Origin of the sequence: Pseudomonas gebzensis (genome assembly GCF_034427815.1) — a bacterium.
Lineage (GTDB): Bacteria > Pseudomonadota > Gammaproteobacteria > Pseudomonadales > Pseudomonadaceae > Aquipseudomonas.
On the sequence record NZ_JAXQNS010000001.1, the window covers coordinates 131,190 to 146,786 of the forward strand.

Consider the following 15,597-nt stretch of genomic DNA (forward strand, 5'->3'; position numbering starts at 1 on the left):
AGAAAAGGCCCTTGCGGGCCTTTTTCGTATGCGATCGACGGTCAGCGCTGCAGGTCGGCGATCTTGCCGGTCTGGCCATCGAATTGCGCTGCATCGGGCAGCGCGTCTTTCTTCTCGGTGATATTGGGCCAGACTTCTGCCAGCTCGGCGTTCAACTCGATGAAGTTTTCCATACCTGCTGGAATCTCGTCTTCGGAGAAGATGGCCTGGGCCGGGCATTCCGGTTCGCACAACGCGCAGTCAATGCACTCGTCCGGATGAATGACCAGAAAATTCGGGCCTTCGTAGAAGCAGTCCACCGGACAGACTTCTACGCAGTCGGTGTACTTGCACTTGATGCAGTTGTCGGTGACGACGAAGGACATTTCTAATTTTCTCCTCAGGCGACGGCAGCATGCCCGTCCATTCAGGGCTGCACGGCTTACGAACTGGGCTGCAGGCCAGGCTAATAACCTGCAGCACTCGCAAACCGCGCCGGATTCTACCAGCTTGCGCGTCGTGGCGTTATAACAGGTTTTTTAGTTGATATAGCATTTCGATAGCTTGACGCGGTGTGGTGTTGTCCAGGTCCAGCTTGCCCAGCTTCTCGATGGCCGGGTGTGGCAGGCTCGCGAACAGATCGCTCTGGTGCGGGGCCTGTGGCTGATGCTGGGTCGACACGGTAGGGGCGTGCTGCGGCAGGCTTGCGGTTTCCAGCCTGCCCAGGTGTTCACGCGCACGCTGGATAACCGGCGTGGGCACGCCTGCCAGTTGCGCCACCGCCAGGCCATAGCTCTGGCTGGCAGGACCCGGCAGGACATGGTGCAGAAATACGATGCGGTCGTTGTGTTCGGTCGCGTTGAGGTGGACGTTGGCGACCAGGGGCTCGCTGTCGGGCAACACCGTCAGTTCGAAATAGTGCGTGGCGAACAAGGTATATGCGCGCAACTGGGCGAGACGCTCGGCGGCGGCCCAGGCCAGCGACAGACCGTCGAAGGTGCTGGTGCCGCGGCCTACCTCGTCCATCAGCACCAGGCTGCGCTCGGTGGCGTTGTGCAGGATGTTGGCGGTTTCGCTCATCTCGACCATGAAGGTCGAGCGCCCCCCGGCGAGGTCATCGCTGGAACCAATGCGGGTGAAGATCCGGTCGACCAGCGACAGCTCACAACCCACTGCAGGCACGAAACTGCCGATGTGCGCCATCAGCACGATCAGTGCAGTCTGGCGCATGTAGGTCGATTTACCGCCCATGTTGGGGCCGGTGATGATCAACATGCGCGTGCTGTCGTCCAGCCGCAGGTCGTTGGCCACGAACGGCGTGCTCAGCACTTGCTCCACCACCGGGTGACGGCCCTGATCGATGCGCAGGCAGGGCTCGTCGACGAAGGTCGGGCAGTTCAGGTCAAGGGTCAGCGCTCGCTCGGCGAGGTTGCTCAGCACATCGACTTCGGCCAGGGCAGCGGCGCTGTCTTGTAGCGGCGCCAAATGCTCGATGAGGGTTTCGAGCAGCGCGTCATAGAGTAGTTTTTCACGGGCCAGCGCGCGGCTTCTGGCGGACAGCGCCTTGTCCTCGAACGCCTTGAGTTCAGGCGTGATGAAGCGCTCTGCACCTTTGAGGGTCTGGCGGCGGATGTAGTCGCCTGGGGCTTGTTCGGCCTGTTTGCTCGGCAACTCGATGAAATAGCCGTGTACGCGGTTGTAGCCGACTTTGAGGTTGGCAAGGCCGGTGCGGGCTTTCTCGCGCGCTTCGAGGTCGATGAGAAACTGGCCCGCGTTCTCACTGATTGCCAGCAGCTCGTCCAGCTCGCCGTCATAGCCCGCTTTGAGTACGCCGCCGTCACGGATGACCGCGGGCGGATTGTCGATGATGGCCCGTTCCAACAGGCTGGCCAGTTCCGGGTAGGTACCGGCAATGGCTGCCAATCGGGCCAGGTGCGGTGCTTCCAGTTCCGACAACGCGTTCTGCAGCTCGGGCAGGGCGCCCAGGGCATCACGCAGCCGCGCCAGGTCTCGTGGACGGGCATTGCGCAAGCCGATCCGCGCGAGGATCCGCTCGATATCACCAATGTCCTTGAGCTGGGGCTGCAGCTTTTCGAAGCGGAAACCGTCGAGCAGGCAGCGGATCGAATCCTGACGCGCCTTGAGCACCTTGAGGTCACGCAGCGGCCGGTTCAGCCAGCGCGCCAGCAAACGGCTGGCCATGGCGGTCTGGCAGCGGTCGATGACCGACTGCAAGGTGTTTTCGCGCCCACCTGCCAGGTTGACGTCCAGTTCCAGGTTGCGGCGGCTGGCACCGTCGAGAATGACCGTGTCGTCCAGGCGCTCATGGCGCAGGCTGCGCAGGTGCGGCAAGGCCGTGCGCTGGGTTTCCTTGGCGTAGGTGAGCAGGCAGCCGGCAGCGCCGATCGCCAGGGTCAGCTTGTCGCAGCCAAAGCCTTTCAGGTCTTTGGTTGCGAACTGCTGGCACAGGCTCTTGCGCGCGGAGTCACGATCGAAGTCCCAGGGCGCGCGCCGGCGGGCGCCGCGGCGCTTTTCCGCTGGCAGGCCAGACGGCCAGTCATCAGGGAAGAGCAGTTCAACCGGGTTGATGCGCTCGAGCTCGGCGAGCAGGTTTTCCCAGCCCTTGATCTCCTGGACCGTGAAATTGCCGCTGGTGATGTCCAGTACCGCCAGGCCGAACAGGCGCTCGTCGCCCAGCAGGGCTGCGATGAGGTTGTCTCGGCGCTCATCGAGCAGCGCCTCGTCACTTACCGTGCCTGGCGTGATGATCCGCACGACCTGGCGCTCGACCGGCCCTTTGCTGGTGGCCGGGTCACCGATCTGTTCGCAGATCACCACCGATTCGCCAAGCTTGACCAGCTTGGCCAGGTAACCTTCGGCCGAGTGGTAAGGAATGCCGCACATGGGGATCGACTGCCCCGCCGACTGGCCACGCGCGGTGAGCGTGATATCCAGCAACTTGGCCGCTTTCTTCGCATCTTCGTAGAAGATTTCGTAGAAATCGCCCATTCGATAGAACATCAACTGGTCCGGATGCTGATTTTTCAGCCTCCAGTACTGTTGCATCATGGGAGTGTGTGCGGCGAGGTCGGACATTACGGGGCCTTACAGCGGTGATTCGATGGACGATTTTGAAACGCGCGAATGTTACAGGCTTTTTAGCCATGTTGCAGAAACCCGCAGGCAATCGGTGCGAGTGCAACCAAGCGTATCGAGCCATTGTCTGACCGGCAGGGAGTGCTAGGGTAATGCGACCCCTGCAAGGAGCTTTGACATGGACCCCATCACGTTGCTCAGCACCCGTCTGGGCCACCACCTGCAGCGCCTGAATGCCCAGGTCTCTACGGCGGAGTCCTGTACCGGCGGTGGCATTGCCGAGGCCATCACCCGCATACCCGGCAGTTCGGCCTGGTTCGAAGCCGGTTTCGTGACGTATTCGAACGCACAGAAAACCCGGCAGTTGGGCGTTGCGCCGCACTTGTTCGAGCAGGTCGGGGCAGTCAGTCAGGCCGTGGTCGAGGCCATGGTCCGCGGCGCTCAGGCGGCCAGTGGAGCGCGGTTTGCGGTCGCGGTGAGCGGCGTCGCGGGTCCTGGTGGCGGCTCGCCCGAAAAGCCCGTGGGCACGGTATGGCTGGCCTGGGCCGATGGCGCCCGCCTTTGCACTGAACGGCATGTGTTCGAGGGCGACCGCGAGGCGGTTCGCCAGCAGACCGTAAAAGCTGCCCTGGCAGGCCTGTTACAGCTTGGCACCGAGTAAATCGTACACAGGGGTTTGCGGAAACGCTTCCCTGTGGAATAATACTGGCTACTTATACAGTACACGGCCATCAGGGCCTGTCGATCACGTGAGGATTTCAATGGACGACAACAAGAAGCGCGCCTTGGCTGCGGCCCTGGGGCAAATCGAACGTCAATTCGGTAAGGGTGCAGTGATGCGCATGGGCGACCATGAACGTCAGCGCATTCCAGCCATTTCTACCGGCTCGCTGGGCCTGGACATTGCGCTGGGCATCGGCGGCCTGCCTAAAGGTCGTATCGTCGAGATCTATGGCCCGGAGTCTTCGGGTAAAACCACGCTGACGCTGTCGGTCATCGCCGAAGCGCAAAAAGCCGGCGCGACCTGCGCATTCGTCGACGCCGAGCATGCTCTCGATCCCGAATACGCGGGCAAGCTGGGCGTCAACGTCGATGACCTGCTGGTCTCCCAGCCAGATACCGGCGAGCAAGCACTGGAAATCACCGACATGCTGGTGCGTTCCAACGCGGTCGACGTGATCATCGTCGACTCCGTGGCGGCGCTGGTACCCAAGGCCGAGATCGAAGGTGAAATGGGCGACATGCACGTGGGCCTGCAGGCTCGCTTGATGTCCCAGGCGCTGCGCAAGATCACCGGTAACATCAAGAACGCCAACTGCCTGGTGATCTTCATCAACCAGATCCGCATGAAAATCGGCGTCATGTTCGGTAGCCCGGAAACCACCACGGGCGGTAACGCGTTGAAGTTCTACGCCTCCGTGCGTTTGGACATCCGGCGTACCGGTGCGGTCAAGGAAGGTGACGAAGTCGTTGGTAGTGAAACGCGCGTCAAGATCGTCAAGAACAAGGTGGCGCCCCCGTTCCGTCAGGCTGAATTCCAGATCCTTTACGGCAAGGGCATCTACCGCAACGGTGAAATCATCGACCTGGGCGTCGCGCATGGTTTCGTAGAGAAGTCCGGTGCCTGGTACAGCTACCAAGGCAACAAGATCGGCCAAGGCAAGGCCAACTCGGCCAAGTACTTGGCGGAGAACCCGGCAATTGGTGCAGAGATCGAGAAATCGATTCGCGACAAGTTGCTGAACCTTGATGCCGTCGCTGCTGCAGCCGCCGCTGCCGCTCAGGCTGAAGCCGCGACCAGCACCAGTGATGCCGCTGACGTCGACGCAAGCTAATAGCCTGCGCCATGTCTGTCGTACTTGACACGTCTGTTGCCGTCCGGCGCACCGCCATGGACTTGCTCGCTCGTCGCGAGCATGGCCGAGTAGAGCTGACACGCAAGCTCCGCCAGCGGGGCGCGCCTGACGAGTTGATCGAGCCTGCGCTCGATCGGCTCGCGCAGGAGGGGCTGCTGAGCGAGGCGCGCTATCTCGAAAGCTTCATTCGATACCGCTCCAACTCAGGTTACGGCCCGGCGCGTATTCGGGAAGAGCTGGGGCAGCGCGGGCTCGACCGTCATGACGTTGAGCAGGCATTGCGTGAGTGTGGTGTGGACTGGGCCGAGAAACTGCGCGATGTGTGGCAGCGAAAATTCGCTGGAATGCCTCCTGAAGATGCCCGTGCCCGTGGCAAACACACACGCTTTCTCGCCTATCGAGGCTATTCCATGGAGATGATCGGCCGCTTGCTTAGCGGCCGGGATCTTGAAGACTGACAGTCAGTCGGTCTTCATGCCTTCCTGGGTGCGCTGGCCATTGGAAGGCGCCACTGGCAAGGCCCAATTCTCTTCGCGATTGATAAAATCGATCAGCCCACGCAGGCGACCTTGGTCTCGCCCTGAGAAGCCGAAGGTCAGGCGTGTGAGCTGACTGTAGTCATCCGTTTCGTGGCCAATGCTGCTGTCGGGGCTTTGGCAATACTTGCCTGTCACACACAGATCAGCAAAGGCTTCCTGAAGTTCGTTCAGCGCTTGCTCGCTCAAGGGATGGCGCATGCGTATCAGGAAGTCTTGCTGCAACCAGCGGCTTGAATGGTAGTTGGCATAGAAACGGTTGATCTCATCGACCGCTTCTTGAGCGTCATACACCAGGCGCATCAGGTTGAGGTCGTTGGGCAGGATGTAGCGGTTCTCTTGCAACTGCCGGCTGATGAAGTCCAGGCATTCCTGCCAGAACGTACCACCGGGCGAGTCCAGCAACACGACCGGCACCAGTGGGCTTTTGCCGGTCTGAATCAATGTCAGGACTTCCAGCGCTTCATCCAGGGTGCCGAAACCGCCAGGACAGAGCACCAGGGCATCGGCTTCTTTTACGAAGAACAGTTTACGAATGAAGAAGAAGTGGAAGGGCAGAAGCTTGTCCGTGCCATCCACGGTGGCATTGGCATGTTGCTCGAAGGGTAGGGTGATGTTGAAGCCCAGGCTGTGATCACTGCCAGCGCCCTCATGGGCGGCTGCCATGATGCCGCCGCCGGCGCCGGTGATCACCATCAGATCAGAGTTCGCCAGCGCCGAGCCCAACTCGCGGGCCAGGCCGTACATGGGGTGTTCGAGCGGTGTGCGAGCGGAGCCGAAGACCGTGACTTTGCGTCGTCCCTGGTAACGCTGCAGGGTGCGAAAGGCATTGTCCAGCTCACGCAGGGTCTGCAAGGTGATTTTCGCGTTCCAGCGGTCACGATCATCATGGGCCATGCGCAGCACGGTCAGCATCATGTCGCGGTAGAGGGGCAGGTTCGGGCTATCAGGGGCAACCCGTTGCAGTTGCGCTTCGAGATCGCTCACATCGATGCCATGGTCTTGAAAATGGCTGAACAGATGATCATTGGGCTGATAGGGCATTCAACGTCTCCTTGTGCAACAGGCAGCCTGCGGACGTTGGAAACTTACGGGTCGGCGCGCTGATTGCCAAGCCGCCATCGCGTTACTTGATCGGATAGGGCCTGGGCAGTGCGGCAGGCCCCAGGCCGAACCAGGCACGTTGCTGATGAATGGGCTCTGTCAACGTCAAATCCAGACCCGCAGCGGCAAGCGCGTTGGCCTGACCGCATACGGTACACGCCGCTGGCGGGCAGCGGCGCATGGCAGGGCTGCCGATTAACCTTACTTCAGCTTGATACGGCAGCTGGCGGCGTCGAAAGCCTGATCGCCGATCTGGCGGTTGGTCTTGTATTCGGTGAAGCGATAGACCATCACCGCGCCACGGGCCATCAGCTGACGATAGCCGCCATTCTGGCAGACACTCTCGCCCAGTTGATCACGCACCTGCTCAGGGCTGGTGGCCATCTGGCGGGCCTGGCCTTCGCGCACGCTGAGGTGGTTGATCAGGGCCTTGCCTTCGACGGTATAACCTTGGTCGAGAATGTCTTCATTGATGGCGCGAGGGGTGCCGACGCTGCTTTCCTTGGCGACTTTCTGCAGCATCTGGTTCAACTCGTAGTCCTGTTTGGACGCGGCCTGGGCTGCCAAGGGCAGGACAAGCAAGACGCTCAGTGTCGGAACGATAAAACGCAGCATGGATCTCTCCTGATTCGATAACTGGCGGTTGGACCCGCGCTGTACGGTGGCGTTCCCTGATGCTCGGAACCGTCCCAAGTGGCACCAGCGGGTGCAATCGGCCGAGTATAAGGTGCGAGCCGGCCAGCCCGCACGGCAAAACAGCCTGCCTCTGGTAAACTGCCGAGCCTGCCGTCCACCGAGTTGCAACCGTGTTGGTTTCCCGTCTTCAATTGCTTCAGTTGTCATGAGCCATGCCGTCGCGCGCCTTCGCGCCGAGCGCCTGGCTCGCAGCATCAAACCCTTTGTCGCCCGTGGCTCGCGCGCCGTACGCTGCGCCGATTGTCGGGTCATTGCCAGCCATTGCCTGTGCGCACTCAAACCCAGGGTCGATGCCCAGTCAGGCATGTGCCTGATCATGCACGACACAGAGCCGTTGAAGCCCACCAATACCGGCTGGCTGATTGCCGACCTGGTAGAAGACACCCAGGCCTTCGGCTGGCAGCGCACTGAGGTGGATGCAGCCTTGCTGGCGTTGCTGGAGCACCCGCAGTGGCAGCCTTACATCGTGTTTCCAGGGGAATTCGTCGCCAGCGAGCGCGTGGTGCATCGCGTCGCACCGGCGCCGGGCAAGCGTCCACTGTTCATCCTGCTCGATGCCACCTGGACCGAGGCCCGCAAGATGTTTCGCAAGAGCCCTTACCTGGACCGCTTCCCGGTCTTGAGTCTGCAGGCCGAGCAGATGTCACGCTATCGACTGCGGCGCTCCAAGCGCGATGATCATTTCTGCACCGCAGAAGTGGCAGCGATGTGCCTGGACCTGGCAGGTGACACGCAGGCGTCGCAGGCGCTGGATGCGTATCTGGATGTATTCAGCCTGCATTACCTGAGCGCCAAGCGGCATTTGCCGTTGGACCTGCACGATGAGGCGCATCAGCGGTTGCAGGCCTTTGTGTAGTGTCCGACGCTGTCGTGCAACAGATTCCCGGTGCGCGGCTGGGCAATTGGCTTGACCACCCGCACCGTGCTGGGCATCCTTGGCGCCGTTTCTGGCGGCGCGAGGCTCAGGAATCCACGGCCCGCTGACTGTCTTTTCCACGGCGAATCCGCCCCACGCCTTGAGTTGCCTGCCAGGCGAAGCGATTCATCCTCTGCATGCCTGGCACAGAACAGGATCAACCGATCGATGGCCACCTACGAAATCCTGATAGCCGATGACCACCCGCTGTTCCGCAGCGCCTTGCGCCAGGCCGTGACCCTGGGGCTTGGCCAGGGCGTACGCCTGGTCGAGGTGGCGACCATCGCCGAACTGGAAGTGCGTCTGGCAGAAAAATCCGACTGGGACCTGGTCCTGCTCGATCTGAACATGCCGGGGGCCTACGGATTTTCCGGTCTGGTGCTGCTGCGTGGGCAGTACCCGCAGATCCCTGTGGTAATGGTCTCGGCGCAGGAAGAGGCAGCGGTGGTGGTCAAGTCGCGCGAGTTTGGTGCCAGTGGCTTCATTCCCAAATCCAGCCCGCTGGAGACGCTGCAGGATGCCGTGCAGAAAGTGCTCGATGGCGAGGTCTGGTGGCCGCCCCAGGCATTCGAGAAGGTCGATGTATCGGCCGAGGCCAAGGCCGCCAGTGAGGGCCTCGCCAGCCTCACACCCCAGCAGTTCCGGGTGCTGACGATGGTCTGCGAAGGGTTGCTGAACAAGCAGATCGCTTATGAGTTGAGTGTGTCCGAGGCCACCATCAAGGCCCACGTGACCGCTATTTTCCGCAAGCTGGGCGTGCGCACCCGCACCCAGGCGGCGTTGCTGCTGCAGCAACTGGAGTCGGTGGCCGGCAACTGACGGCGGCCGTTTTTCGTTCGCCCGTCTGCGGGCCCCTCATCCTTGTGAAGTCACTGACATGTCGCCATTCAAAGGCCAGACCGGCCTCAAACGTATTTTCAATGCTGCCACCTATTCCCTCGATGGCCTGACTGCAGCTTTCAAAGGCGAAGCGGCGTTTCGCCAGTTGGTCCTGCTCAACGTCATCCTGATTCCATTGGCCTGCTGGCTGTCGGTCAGCCGGGCCGAGCGGGCGATCCTGATTGCCGTGTGCCTGCTCGCGTTGGTTGTCGAGCTGCTCAATTCGGCGATAGAGGCGGCCATCGACCGCATTTCACTGGACCGCCACCCGCTGTCAAAGAACGCCAAGGACATGGGCAGCGCCGCGCAGTTGGTGGCGTTGACCACCATTGCGTTGGTGTGGGCGGTGATCCTTCTATAGGGCTCAGGCAATCGTCGGCAGCACGATCTCGTCGCTGCGGCGCATGCCATGGGTGAAGCGGCGGCACAGTTCGAGAAACTCGCGCATGGCCGAGGTCTGGTATTTCTGCTTGTGCCAGATGAAGTAGAACTGGCGCATCAGGTCGAGCTCGGGCGTTTCCAGCGCGACCAGGCTGCCGCGGCGGAAGGCATCGCGTAGCGCGAGCCGCGAGATGCAACCGATACCCAGGCCGGATTCCACCGCACGTTTGATCGCCTCGGTATGTTCCAGCTCCAGACGCACATTCAGACCCGCACGGTGATGGCGCATGGCCTGGTCGAAGGTCAGGCGCGTGCCAGAGCCTTGTTCACGAAGGATCCACGCTTCCCGCGCCAAGGCCTCGATCGTTGCGCAGCCTTGCTGGGCCAGCGGGTGCTGCGGCGCGCAGAACACCACCAGTTCGTCTTCAACCCAAGGCTGCACCTCCAGGTCAGGATGGTTGCAATCGCCTTCTATCAGGCCTAGATCAATTTCGTGGTGCGCCACCTGTTGCACGATGTGCGCAGTGTTCTGCACGTGCAGCTTCACCTGGCTTTCCGGGTACTGCTGCATGAACGTGCCGATCAGCAGCGTTGCCAGGTAGTTGCCGATGGTCAGGGTAGCGCCCAGCGACAGCGAGCCAAAGCCCGACTTGCCTTGCAGCAGGTCTTCGATTTCCCTGGCCTGGTCGAGCAGGGCAACGGCTTGCGGCAGCAGCTGCTGGCCCAGGGCATTGAGTGACAAGCGCTTGCCTGAACGGTCGAACAGCTGGCAGCTGGACTGACGCTCCAGTTCAGTGATGGAAGTGCTCGCCGCAGATTGCGACAAGGCCAATACGCTCGCGGCCCGCGAGACACTTTGCTGTTGGGCCACGGCGACGAAGACTTGAAGTTGACGGAGTGTGAATCGCATATCGATATAACCGATAACATATATCTTGATAATCCAGTTAACAGATATTCTCGCTGCCCCTACACTATCGCGCAACTGCGTGCCTGGTCCGCGCTGCGTCTTTTTTCAGGAGCCCCACTCGATGAGCAACATGAACCACGAACGTGTCCTCAGTGTTCACCACTGGAACGACACCCTGTTCAGCTTCAAGTGCACCCGTGATCCGGGCCTGCGCTTCGAGAACGGTCAGTTCGTGATGATCGGCCTGCAACAGCCTAACGGCCGTCCGCTCATGCGCGCCTACTCCATCGCCTCGCCGAACTGGGAAGAGCATCTGGAGTTCTTCAGCATCAAGGTGCCTGATGGCCCGCTGACCTCCCAGCTGCAGCACCTCAAGGAAGGCGACGAGGTCATCATCAGCAAGAAACCCACTGGCACCCTGGTGCTCGACGACCTCAACCCCGGCAAGCACCTCTACCTGCTCAGCACCGGCACCGGCCTGGCGCCGTTCATGAGCGTGATCCAGGACCCGGAAACCTACGAGCGTTTCGAGAAGGTGATCCTGATTCACGGCGTTCGCTATGTGAACGAGGTGGCGTACCGCGAGTTCATCACCGAGCACCTGCCGCAGAACGAGTTCTTCGGCGATGCGGTGCGTGAAAAGCTCATCTACTACCCCACCGTGACCCGTGAGCCTTTCGAGAACCAGGGCCGTCTGACCGACCTGATGCGCAGCGGCAAGCTGTTCACCGACATCGGCCTGCCGCCGATCAACCCGCAGGATGACCGCGCCATGATCTGCGGCAGCCCAAGCATGCTCGACGAAACCAGCCAGGTGCTCGACAGCTTCGGCCTGAAAATCTCGGCACGCATGCGCGAGCCAGGTGACTACCTGATCGAACGCGCCTTCGTCGAAAAGTAATTTCCAGCGCGCACAAAAAACGCAGGCCAGGCCTGCGTTTTTTTATGGGCGCCGTTTCAGGGGTCCGGGCTGACTTCGATGACCCTGATGCGCTGGGGCGTCGGGTACTGCCAGCGCACCTGCACATCCCAGAATTTCACGCCATAAACGCGTTCAGCCGGCGGTACCTGGTAAGCCGGCCGCGGATCTTGCGCCAGGCATTGTTCGATCAACGCAACCAAAGGCTCGCCGAGGCGTTCGCCATGAGCGTGCGCCTGCTGCAACGCTTGCTCGGACCAGGCCACCGCAATCGCGGTGGGCGCGGCGCTGGCCATGTCGTTCACCGCGCTGGGCACGCTGTCGGCATAGGGGACGTAGGGCTTGATATCGAGGACCGGTGTGCCGTCGAGCAAATCGATGCCCGACAGCAGCAGGCGGCCAGGCTCCACACCGTCAAGGCGCACCACCGATTGACCGATCCCGTTGGGGCGGTGGGTGGCGCGGGTGGCGAACACCCCCATGCTCTTGTTGCCGCCCAGCCGCGGCGGGCGGACCTTCAGGCGCGGCGTATTTTCCAGTGCCTGATGGAACAGGAACAGCAGCCACACATGGCTGACCTGCTCAAGCCCGGCTACCGCCTCACCGGTGTCGAACGGCGGCAATAGCTCCAGTACGCCACGGGCAGCCGGTGCCAGATGGGGCTGGCGGGGTATGGCGAACTTTTCCTTGAAGCAGGAACGCATGATGCCGACGGGCGTGACGCAATGCTGCATGTCAGCCGCGCACTCGGTGCGTCAGACCCTTGAGGAAGTTGCGCAGCAGCTGATCGCCACAGGGGCGGTAGTTGTCGTGGCCGACCTTGCGGAACAGCGCGCTGAGCTCGGGCTTGGAGACCGGAAAGTTGACGGCCTTGAGAATGGCATGCAGGTCGTCTTCTTTCAGCTCGAACGCCACCCGCAGTTTTTTCAGAATGGTGTTGTTGGTCACCGGCAGCTCGACCGGCTGCGCGGGCCGACTGTCGTCGCGGCCGCGGCGATGGGTCACCAGACCATCGAGAAAATGCGCCATCACAGGCTGCGGGCAGAGGATGAAACCCGGCTCCTCTTCCTTTTTCACGTAATGGGCGATATCGGCAGGGGATACCTGCAGACCGGACAGCGCGATGATCTCAGCGATCTTCGCGTCGTTGGCCTTGATGAGGTAGCGCAGGCTGCGCAGAACATCATTGTGGTTCATTGTTGCAAGGTCCTGTCAGGGGCCGCTCGTGACGGCAATTTGATCCGTTGTGCAGGGCTGATGCTTACCTAGCCTCAGAACCGTTCGCTGCTGGCCACATAGCGCCATTGGCCGGCTGGCAGCTTACCCATGGACACGCCGCCCAGACGAATGCGGCGCATGCCCAGCACCTCCAGGCGCAACGCGGCGCACAGCTCTGAGATCAGCCCGGGGTAGGGGTTCTTCACCACCAGGCGCAGGTGTGTTTCGTTCTGCCAACTGGCCTTGGCCTTGGGCAGCTCGCGGTCGTTGCGGGTGATGCCACGGGCCAGGCGCTCGAAGGCCTGGGCAGACGCTTCGCCGCGCACTTCGATGATGTATTCCTGTTCCAGCTTGCGCAGGTCGGCTTCGATCTTGCGGCTGGCCCGCCAGTCTTGGGTGAAGACCTGCATGCCGGTGGCACGCGGCTCCAGCGGGGCCACACAGCTCAAGCGGTTGAAATGCCCATGCAGCGGCCTTACGCCTTCGCTGTGGGCTTCGCTCAGGGTGCTCAGGCTGAGCGTGGCGCGGCCTTGCTCGGCGTCGACGCCGGCCGGTTGATGCAGCAGCAGCGTCACCGGCTCCAAGGCATCGGCACGCGCGCCGGGCAACAACTCGACACGCTGCCCAGTGACTTTGAACTGGGGTTGCTCCACCACCACACCATCGACGGCGACCCAGCCACCTTCGATGTACAGCTCGGCCTCGCGGCGGGAGCAACCAAGCTGCTCGATCAGGTGTTTGGACAGGCGGGTAGGTTCAGACATGGGCAGGCATTCGCAAGACGGAAAGACCGCCATTGTACCTGCCTGAACCCGTGCCGGGCTGTGAATCTGCCGGATTTGTCCTGCCTGGAAAAGCTCGCCGCAGGCTTACTCCGGCGCCGTCTCGCGCAGGCGCAGGTGCAGCAGGGGATAAGGTTGGCCCAAACCATCGGTCGCCGAACGCCCGTTTATTTCAAAGCCCTGGTGCTGATAGAAGGCCAGTGCCTGCGGGTTCTGCTCGTTCACATCCAGGCGCGTTGCCCCCAGCACGCGCACGGCATGGCTGAGCAAACGCTTGCCCACGCCCTTGCCGCGATAGTCATCGGCGACAAACAGCATGTGCACGTCGCCGTTCGCGACCCCGGCAAAGCCGCAGATGCGACCGTCCTGGTCCTGGCAACCGACCAGCGTGACGGCTTGCAGGTATTGCCCAAGCAGCTTGTCCCGCAGCAGCACCCGGTAGTGCTCAGGCAGGAAATCGTGGGTTGCGCGTACCGACGACTCCCACACCCGGATCAACTCAGGGTGGTCGCTGGCCGCAGGCGTCATCAAGGTCACGTTCATGTGTATGGAGGCCTCATCGAAGGTGGGTGGCTGACACTCAAGGCCGGCATGCGCAAAAACTACGCATAAAAAAGCCCTGCGCGAAGGCAGGGCATTCTACTGGCACCGGTTCAGATGGGCTCGGCCCACATGTCATATTCGTCGGCATCGACCACGCGGCATCGCACGGTGTCGCCAGGCTTGAAGCCGTGATTGCCGTCGATGAACACGCTGCCGTCGATTTCCGGGGCGTCGAAGAAGCTACGGCCCACCGAGCCTTGTTCTTCCACTTCGTCGATCAGCACGTCGATTTCCTTGCCGATGCGCAGTTGCAGGCGCGCGGTGCTGATGGCCTGCTGATGGGCCATGAAGCGGTCCCAGCGGTCTTGCTTGATGTCGTCCGGGACCTCGTCCAGGCCCAGGTCATTGGCCGGCGCGCCTTCGACCGGGGAGTACTGGAAGCAGCCCACACGGTCGAGCTGCGCTTCGCTCAGCCAGTTGAGCAGGTACTGGAAATCTTCCTCGGTCTCGCCAGGGAAGCCGACGATGAAGGTGGAGCGGATCACCAGTTCCGGACACTGCTCGCGCCAGTGCTTGATGCGCGCCAGGGTGCGGTCTTCGAAGGCCGGGCGCTTCATGGACTTCAGCACTTTAGGGCTGGCGTGCTGGAAAGGGATGTCCAGGTACGGCAGGATCTTGCCGGCCGCCATCAACGGGATCACGTCATCGACGTTCGGGTAGGGGTACACGTAATGCAGCCGCACCCAGGCGCCCAGGCTGCTCAGCGCTTCGCACAGCTCCAGCATGCGCGTCTTGACCGGGCGACCGTTCCAGAAGTCGGTCTTGTATTTCACATCGACGCCATAGGCGCTGGTGTCCTGGGAGATCACCAGGATCTCCTTGACGCCGGCCTTGACCAGGCGCTCGGCCTCGCTCAGGACCTCGCCCACCGGGCGGCTGACCAGCTTGCCGCGCATCGACGGGATGATGCAGAAGCTGCAGCTGTGGTTGCAGCCTTCGGAAATCTTCAGGTACGCGTAGTGGCGTGGGGTCAGCTTGACGCCTTGTGGCGGCACCAGGTCGATCAGCGGGTTGTGGTCGGTGCGCGGCGGCACCACTTGGTGCACGGCATTGACCACCTGCTCGTACTGCTGCGGGCCGGTCACCGAGAGCACGCTGGGGTGCACGTCACGGATGCTGCCTTCCTCGACACCCATGCAACCGGTGACGATGACCTTGCCGTTTTCCTTGATCGCTTCGCCAATCACTTCCAGCGACTCAGCCTTGGCGCTGTCGATGAAACCGCAGGTGTTGACCACCACCACATCGGCGTCTTCGTAGGTGGGCACGACTTCGTACCCCTCCATACGCAGCTGGGTCAGGATGCGCTCGGAGTCGACGAGTGCCTTGGGGCACCCCAGTGAGACGAAACCGACCTTCGGCGGGGTGGGCGCGGGCGTGGTGGACATGACTAACCTCGGTATTGAAGGGCGCAGCCCCGCTGAGCGCGAGGCAAACCTGACGGGCGCTTGGGCGCCTCTGGTCAAAAAGTGCGCAATTCTAGCGGCAGCGTCGGGCCTTGACCAGTAAAAATGCGCACCAGCCGACCGCCTGACGTCCGCTGTTCGGGGCGCTTGTCCGAGCGCGCTTTTGCCAGCCTGTGACTGACCGCCGTGCGTGGCCTTGCGCATGCGCCACAGCAGAAAATCCGACGGCGCTGCGCTATGCTTCGCGGCGTTCTGCCAGGAGCCTTGGGCCCACGGTAGCAGCGCGGTCCGGGCGCGTGGCGCCCGGTGCTATTTC

Annotated in this window: 17 protein-coding genes; 7 read left to right on the plus strand and 10 right to left on the minus strand. The window is 61.9% G+C overall.

Going from position 1 to position 15,597, the window contains the following annotated elements:
• Positions 1-41: 41 nt before the first annotated feature.
• Both fdxA and mutS read right to left on the minus strand, forming a co-directional pair.
• Positions 42-365 (minus strand): ferredoxin FdxA, encoded by a 324-nt coding sequence (gene fdxA / locus SJI00_RS00570; protein ID WP_322459833.1) that lies wholly within the window; start codon positions 363-365, stop codon positions 42-44.
• Positions 366-504: 139 nt separating this feature from the next.
• Entirely contained in the window at positions 505-3,075 is a 2,571-nt protein-coding gene (gene mutS / locus SJI00_RS00575; protein ID WP_322459834.1) for a DNA mismatch repair protein MutS, read from the minus strand.
• Between the two features lie 178 nt (positions 3,076-3,253).
• Between mutS and SJI00_RS00580 the strand changes: the two genes are divergently transcribed.
• From SJI00_RS00580 to recX, 3 genes are all read left to right on the plus strand, one after another.
• Positions 3,254-3,736, plus strand: coding sequence for a CinA family protein (locus SJI00_RS00580; RefSeq protein ID WP_322459835.1), 483 nt, complete (start codon positions 3,254-3,256; stop codon positions 3,734-3,736).
• A 100-nt stretch (positions 3,737-3,836) separates the two neighbouring features.
• Complete coding sequence (gene recA, locus SJI00_RS00585; RefSeq protein WP_322459836.1) at positions 3,837-4,910, plus strand: recombinase RecA; 1,074 nt, start codon at positions 3,837-3,839, stop codon at positions 4,908-4,910.
• An 11-nt stretch (positions 4,911-4,921) separates the two neighbouring features.
• Positions 4,922-5,389 carry a recombination regulator RecX gene (gene recX, locus SJI00_RS00590; protein WP_322459837.1) on the plus strand — a complete coding sequence of 156 codons (468 nt, stop codon included), beginning with the start codon at positions 4,922-4,924 and terminating at the stop codon, positions 5,387-5,389.
• Positions 5,390-5,392: 3 nt separating this feature from the next.
• On the opposite strand, the gene SJI00_RS00595 is transcribed toward recX, so the two are convergent.
• Positions 5,393-6,511, minus strand: coding sequence for an LOG family protein (locus tag SJI00_RS00595; protein ID WP_322459838.1), 1,119 nt, complete (start codon positions 6,509-6,511; stop codon positions 5,393-5,395).
• A 261-nt stretch (positions 6,512-6,772) separates the two neighbouring features.
• Positions 6,773-7,186 carry a quorum-sensing-regulated virulence factor family protein gene (locus SJI00_RS00600; RefSeq protein ID WP_322459839.1) on the minus strand — a complete coding sequence of 138 codons (414 nt, stop codon included), beginning with the start codon at positions 7,184-7,186 and terminating at the stop codon, positions 6,773-6,775.
• A gap of 226 nt (positions 7,187-7,412) precedes the next feature.
• Here SJI00_RS00600 and SJI00_RS00605 point away from each other — a divergent pair, with 226 nt between their 5' ends.
• The 3 genes from SJI00_RS00605 to SJI00_RS00615 all read left to right on the plus strand — a co-directional run bounded on the left by SJI00_RS00605 (position 7,413) and on the right by SJI00_RS00615 (position 9,423).
• The gene (locus SJI00_RS00605; RefSeq protein ID WP_322459840.1) at positions 7,413-8,123 is read left to right on the plus strand and encodes a tRNA-uridine aminocarboxypropyltransferase; all 711 of its coding nucleotides are present in this window, start codon (positions 7,413-7,415) and stop codon (positions 8,121-8,123) included.
• Positions 8,124-8,351: 228 nt separating this feature from the next.
• Complete coding sequence (gene erdR, locus SJI00_RS00610; RefSeq protein ID WP_322459841.1) at positions 8,352-9,002, plus strand: response regulator transcription factor ErdR; 651 nt, start codon at positions 8,352-8,354, stop codon at positions 9,000-9,002.
• A gap of 58 nt (positions 9,003-9,060) precedes the next feature.
• Complete coding sequence (locus SJI00_RS00615; RefSeq protein ID WP_322459842.1) at positions 9,061-9,423, plus strand: diacylglycerol kinase; 363 nt, start codon at positions 9,061-9,063, stop codon at positions 9,421-9,423.
• A gap of 3 nt (positions 9,424-9,426) precedes the next feature.
• Here the strand turns inward: SJI00_RS00615 and SJI00_RS00620 are convergent, their stop codons facing one another.
• Positions 9,427-10,353, minus strand: a complete 927-nt coding sequence (locus tag SJI00_RS00620) for a LysR family transcriptional regulator (protein ID WP_322459843.1) — start codon at positions 10,351-10,353, stop codon at positions 9,427-9,429.
• Positions 10,354-10,474: 121 nt separating this feature from the next.
• Here SJI00_RS00620 and fpr point away from each other — a divergent pair, with 121 nt between their 5' ends.
• Entirely contained in the window at positions 10,475-11,254 is a 780-nt protein-coding gene (fpr, locus tag SJI00_RS00625) for a ferredoxin-NADP reductase (protein ID WP_312934485.1), read from the plus strand.
• A gap of 56 nt (positions 11,255-11,310) precedes the next feature.
• Here the strand turns inward: fpr and tsaA are convergent, their stop codons facing one another.
• The 5 genes from tsaA to rimO form a co-directional block, all read right to left on the minus strand.
• Complete coding sequence (gene tsaA, locus SJI00_RS00630) at positions 11,311-12,006, minus strand: tRNA (N6-threonylcarbamoyladenosine(37)-N6)-methyltransferase TrmO (RefSeq protein ID WP_322459844.1); 696 nt, start codon at positions 12,004-12,006, stop codon at positions 11,311-11,313.
• A 1-nt stretch (position 12,007) separates the two neighbouring features.
• Positions 12,008-12,469 (minus strand): YehS family protein, encoded by a 462-nt coding sequence (locus SJI00_RS00635; protein ID WP_322459845.1) that lies wholly within the window; start codon positions 12,467-12,469, stop codon positions 12,008-12,010.
• Positions 12,470-12,543: 74 nt separating this feature from the next.
• Entirely contained in the window at positions 12,544-13,254 is a 711-nt protein-coding gene (locus SJI00_RS00640) for an rRNA pseudouridine synthase (RefSeq protein ID WP_322459846.1), read from the minus strand.
• A 105-nt stretch (positions 13,255-13,359) separates the two neighbouring features.
• Positions 13,360-13,815, minus strand: a complete 456-nt coding sequence (locus SJI00_RS00645; RefSeq protein ID WP_416220981.1) for a GNAT family N-acetyltransferase — start codon at positions 13,813-13,815, stop codon at positions 13,360-13,362.
• Between the two features lie 110 nt (positions 13,816-13,925).
• Positions 13,926-15,263, minus strand: coding sequence for a 30S ribosomal protein S12 methylthiotransferase RimO (gene rimO / locus SJI00_RS00650; protein WP_322459847.1), 1,338 nt, complete (start codon positions 15,261-15,263; stop codon positions 13,926-13,928).
• Between the last annotated feature and the right edge of the window lie 334 nt (positions 15,264-15,597).

Excerpts from the sequence above, each read along its gene's own strand:
- erdR (WP_322459841.1), top strand. The coding sequence starts at position 8,352 with ATGGCCACCTACGAAATCCTGATAGCCGATGACCACCCGCTGTTCCGC.
- mutS (WP_322459834.1), bottom strand. The coding sequence starts at position 3,075 with ATGTCCGACCTCGCCGCACACACTCCCATGATGCAACAGTACTGGAGG.
- SJI00_RS00595 (WP_322459838.1), bottom strand. The coding sequence starts at position 6,511 with ATGCCCTATCAGCCCAATGATCATCTGTTCAGCCATTTTCAAGACCAT.
- SJI00_RS00620 (WP_322459843.1), bottom strand. The coding sequence starts at position 10,353 with ATGCGATTCACACTCCGTCAACTTCAAGTCTTCGTCGCCGTGGCCCAA.
- SJI00_RS00645 (WP_416220981.1), bottom strand. The coding sequence starts at position 13,815 with ATGAACGTGACCTTGATGACGCCTGCGGCCAGCGACCACCCTGAGTTG.
- rimO (WP_322459847.1), bottom strand. The coding sequence starts at position 15,263 with ATGTCCACCACGCCCGCGCCCACCCCGCCGAAGGTCGGTTTCGTCTCA.
- recA (WP_322459836.1), top strand. The coding sequence starts at position 3,837 with ATGGACGACAACAAGAAGCGCGCCTTGGCTGCGGCCCTGGGGCAAATC.
- fpr (WP_312934485.1), top strand. The coding sequence starts at position 10,475 with ATGAGCAACATGAACCACGAACGTGTCCTCAGTGTTCACCACTGGAAC.
- SJI00_RS00605 (WP_322459840.1), top strand. The coding sequence starts at position 7,413 with ATGAGCCATGCCGTCGCGCGCCTTCGCGCCGAGCGCCTGGCTCGCAGC.
- SJI00_RS00580 (WP_322459835.1), top strand. The coding sequence starts at position 3,254 with ATGGACCCCATCACGTTGCTCAGCACCCGTCTGGGCCACCACCTGCAG.
- fdxA (WP_322459833.1), bottom strand. The coding sequence starts at position 365 with ATGTCCTTCGTCGTCACCGACAACTGCATCAAGTGCAAGTACACCGAC.
- SJI00_RS00600 (WP_322459839.1), bottom strand. The coding sequence starts at position 7,186 with ATGCTGCGTTTTATCGTTCCGACACTGAGCGTCTTGCTTGTCCTGCCC.
- SJI00_RS00640 (WP_322459846.1), bottom strand. The coding sequence starts at position 13,254 with ATGTCTGAACCTACCCGCCTGTCCAAACACCTGATCGAGCAGCTTGGT.
- SJI00_RS00615 (WP_322459842.1), top strand. The coding sequence starts at position 9,061 with ATGTCGCCATTCAAAGGCCAGACCGGCCTCAAACGTATTTTCAATGCT.
- SJI00_RS00635 (WP_322459845.1), bottom strand. The coding sequence starts at position 12,469 with ATGAACCACAATGATGTTCTGCGCAGCCTGCGCTACCTCATCAAGGCC.
- tsaA (WP_322459844.1), bottom strand. The coding sequence starts at position 12,006 with ATGCAGCATTGCGTCACGCCCGTCGGCATCATGCGTTCCTGCTTCAAG.
- recX (WP_322459837.1), top strand. The coding sequence starts at position 4,922 with ATGTCTGTCGTACTTGACACGTCTGTTGCCGTCCGGCGCACCGCCATG.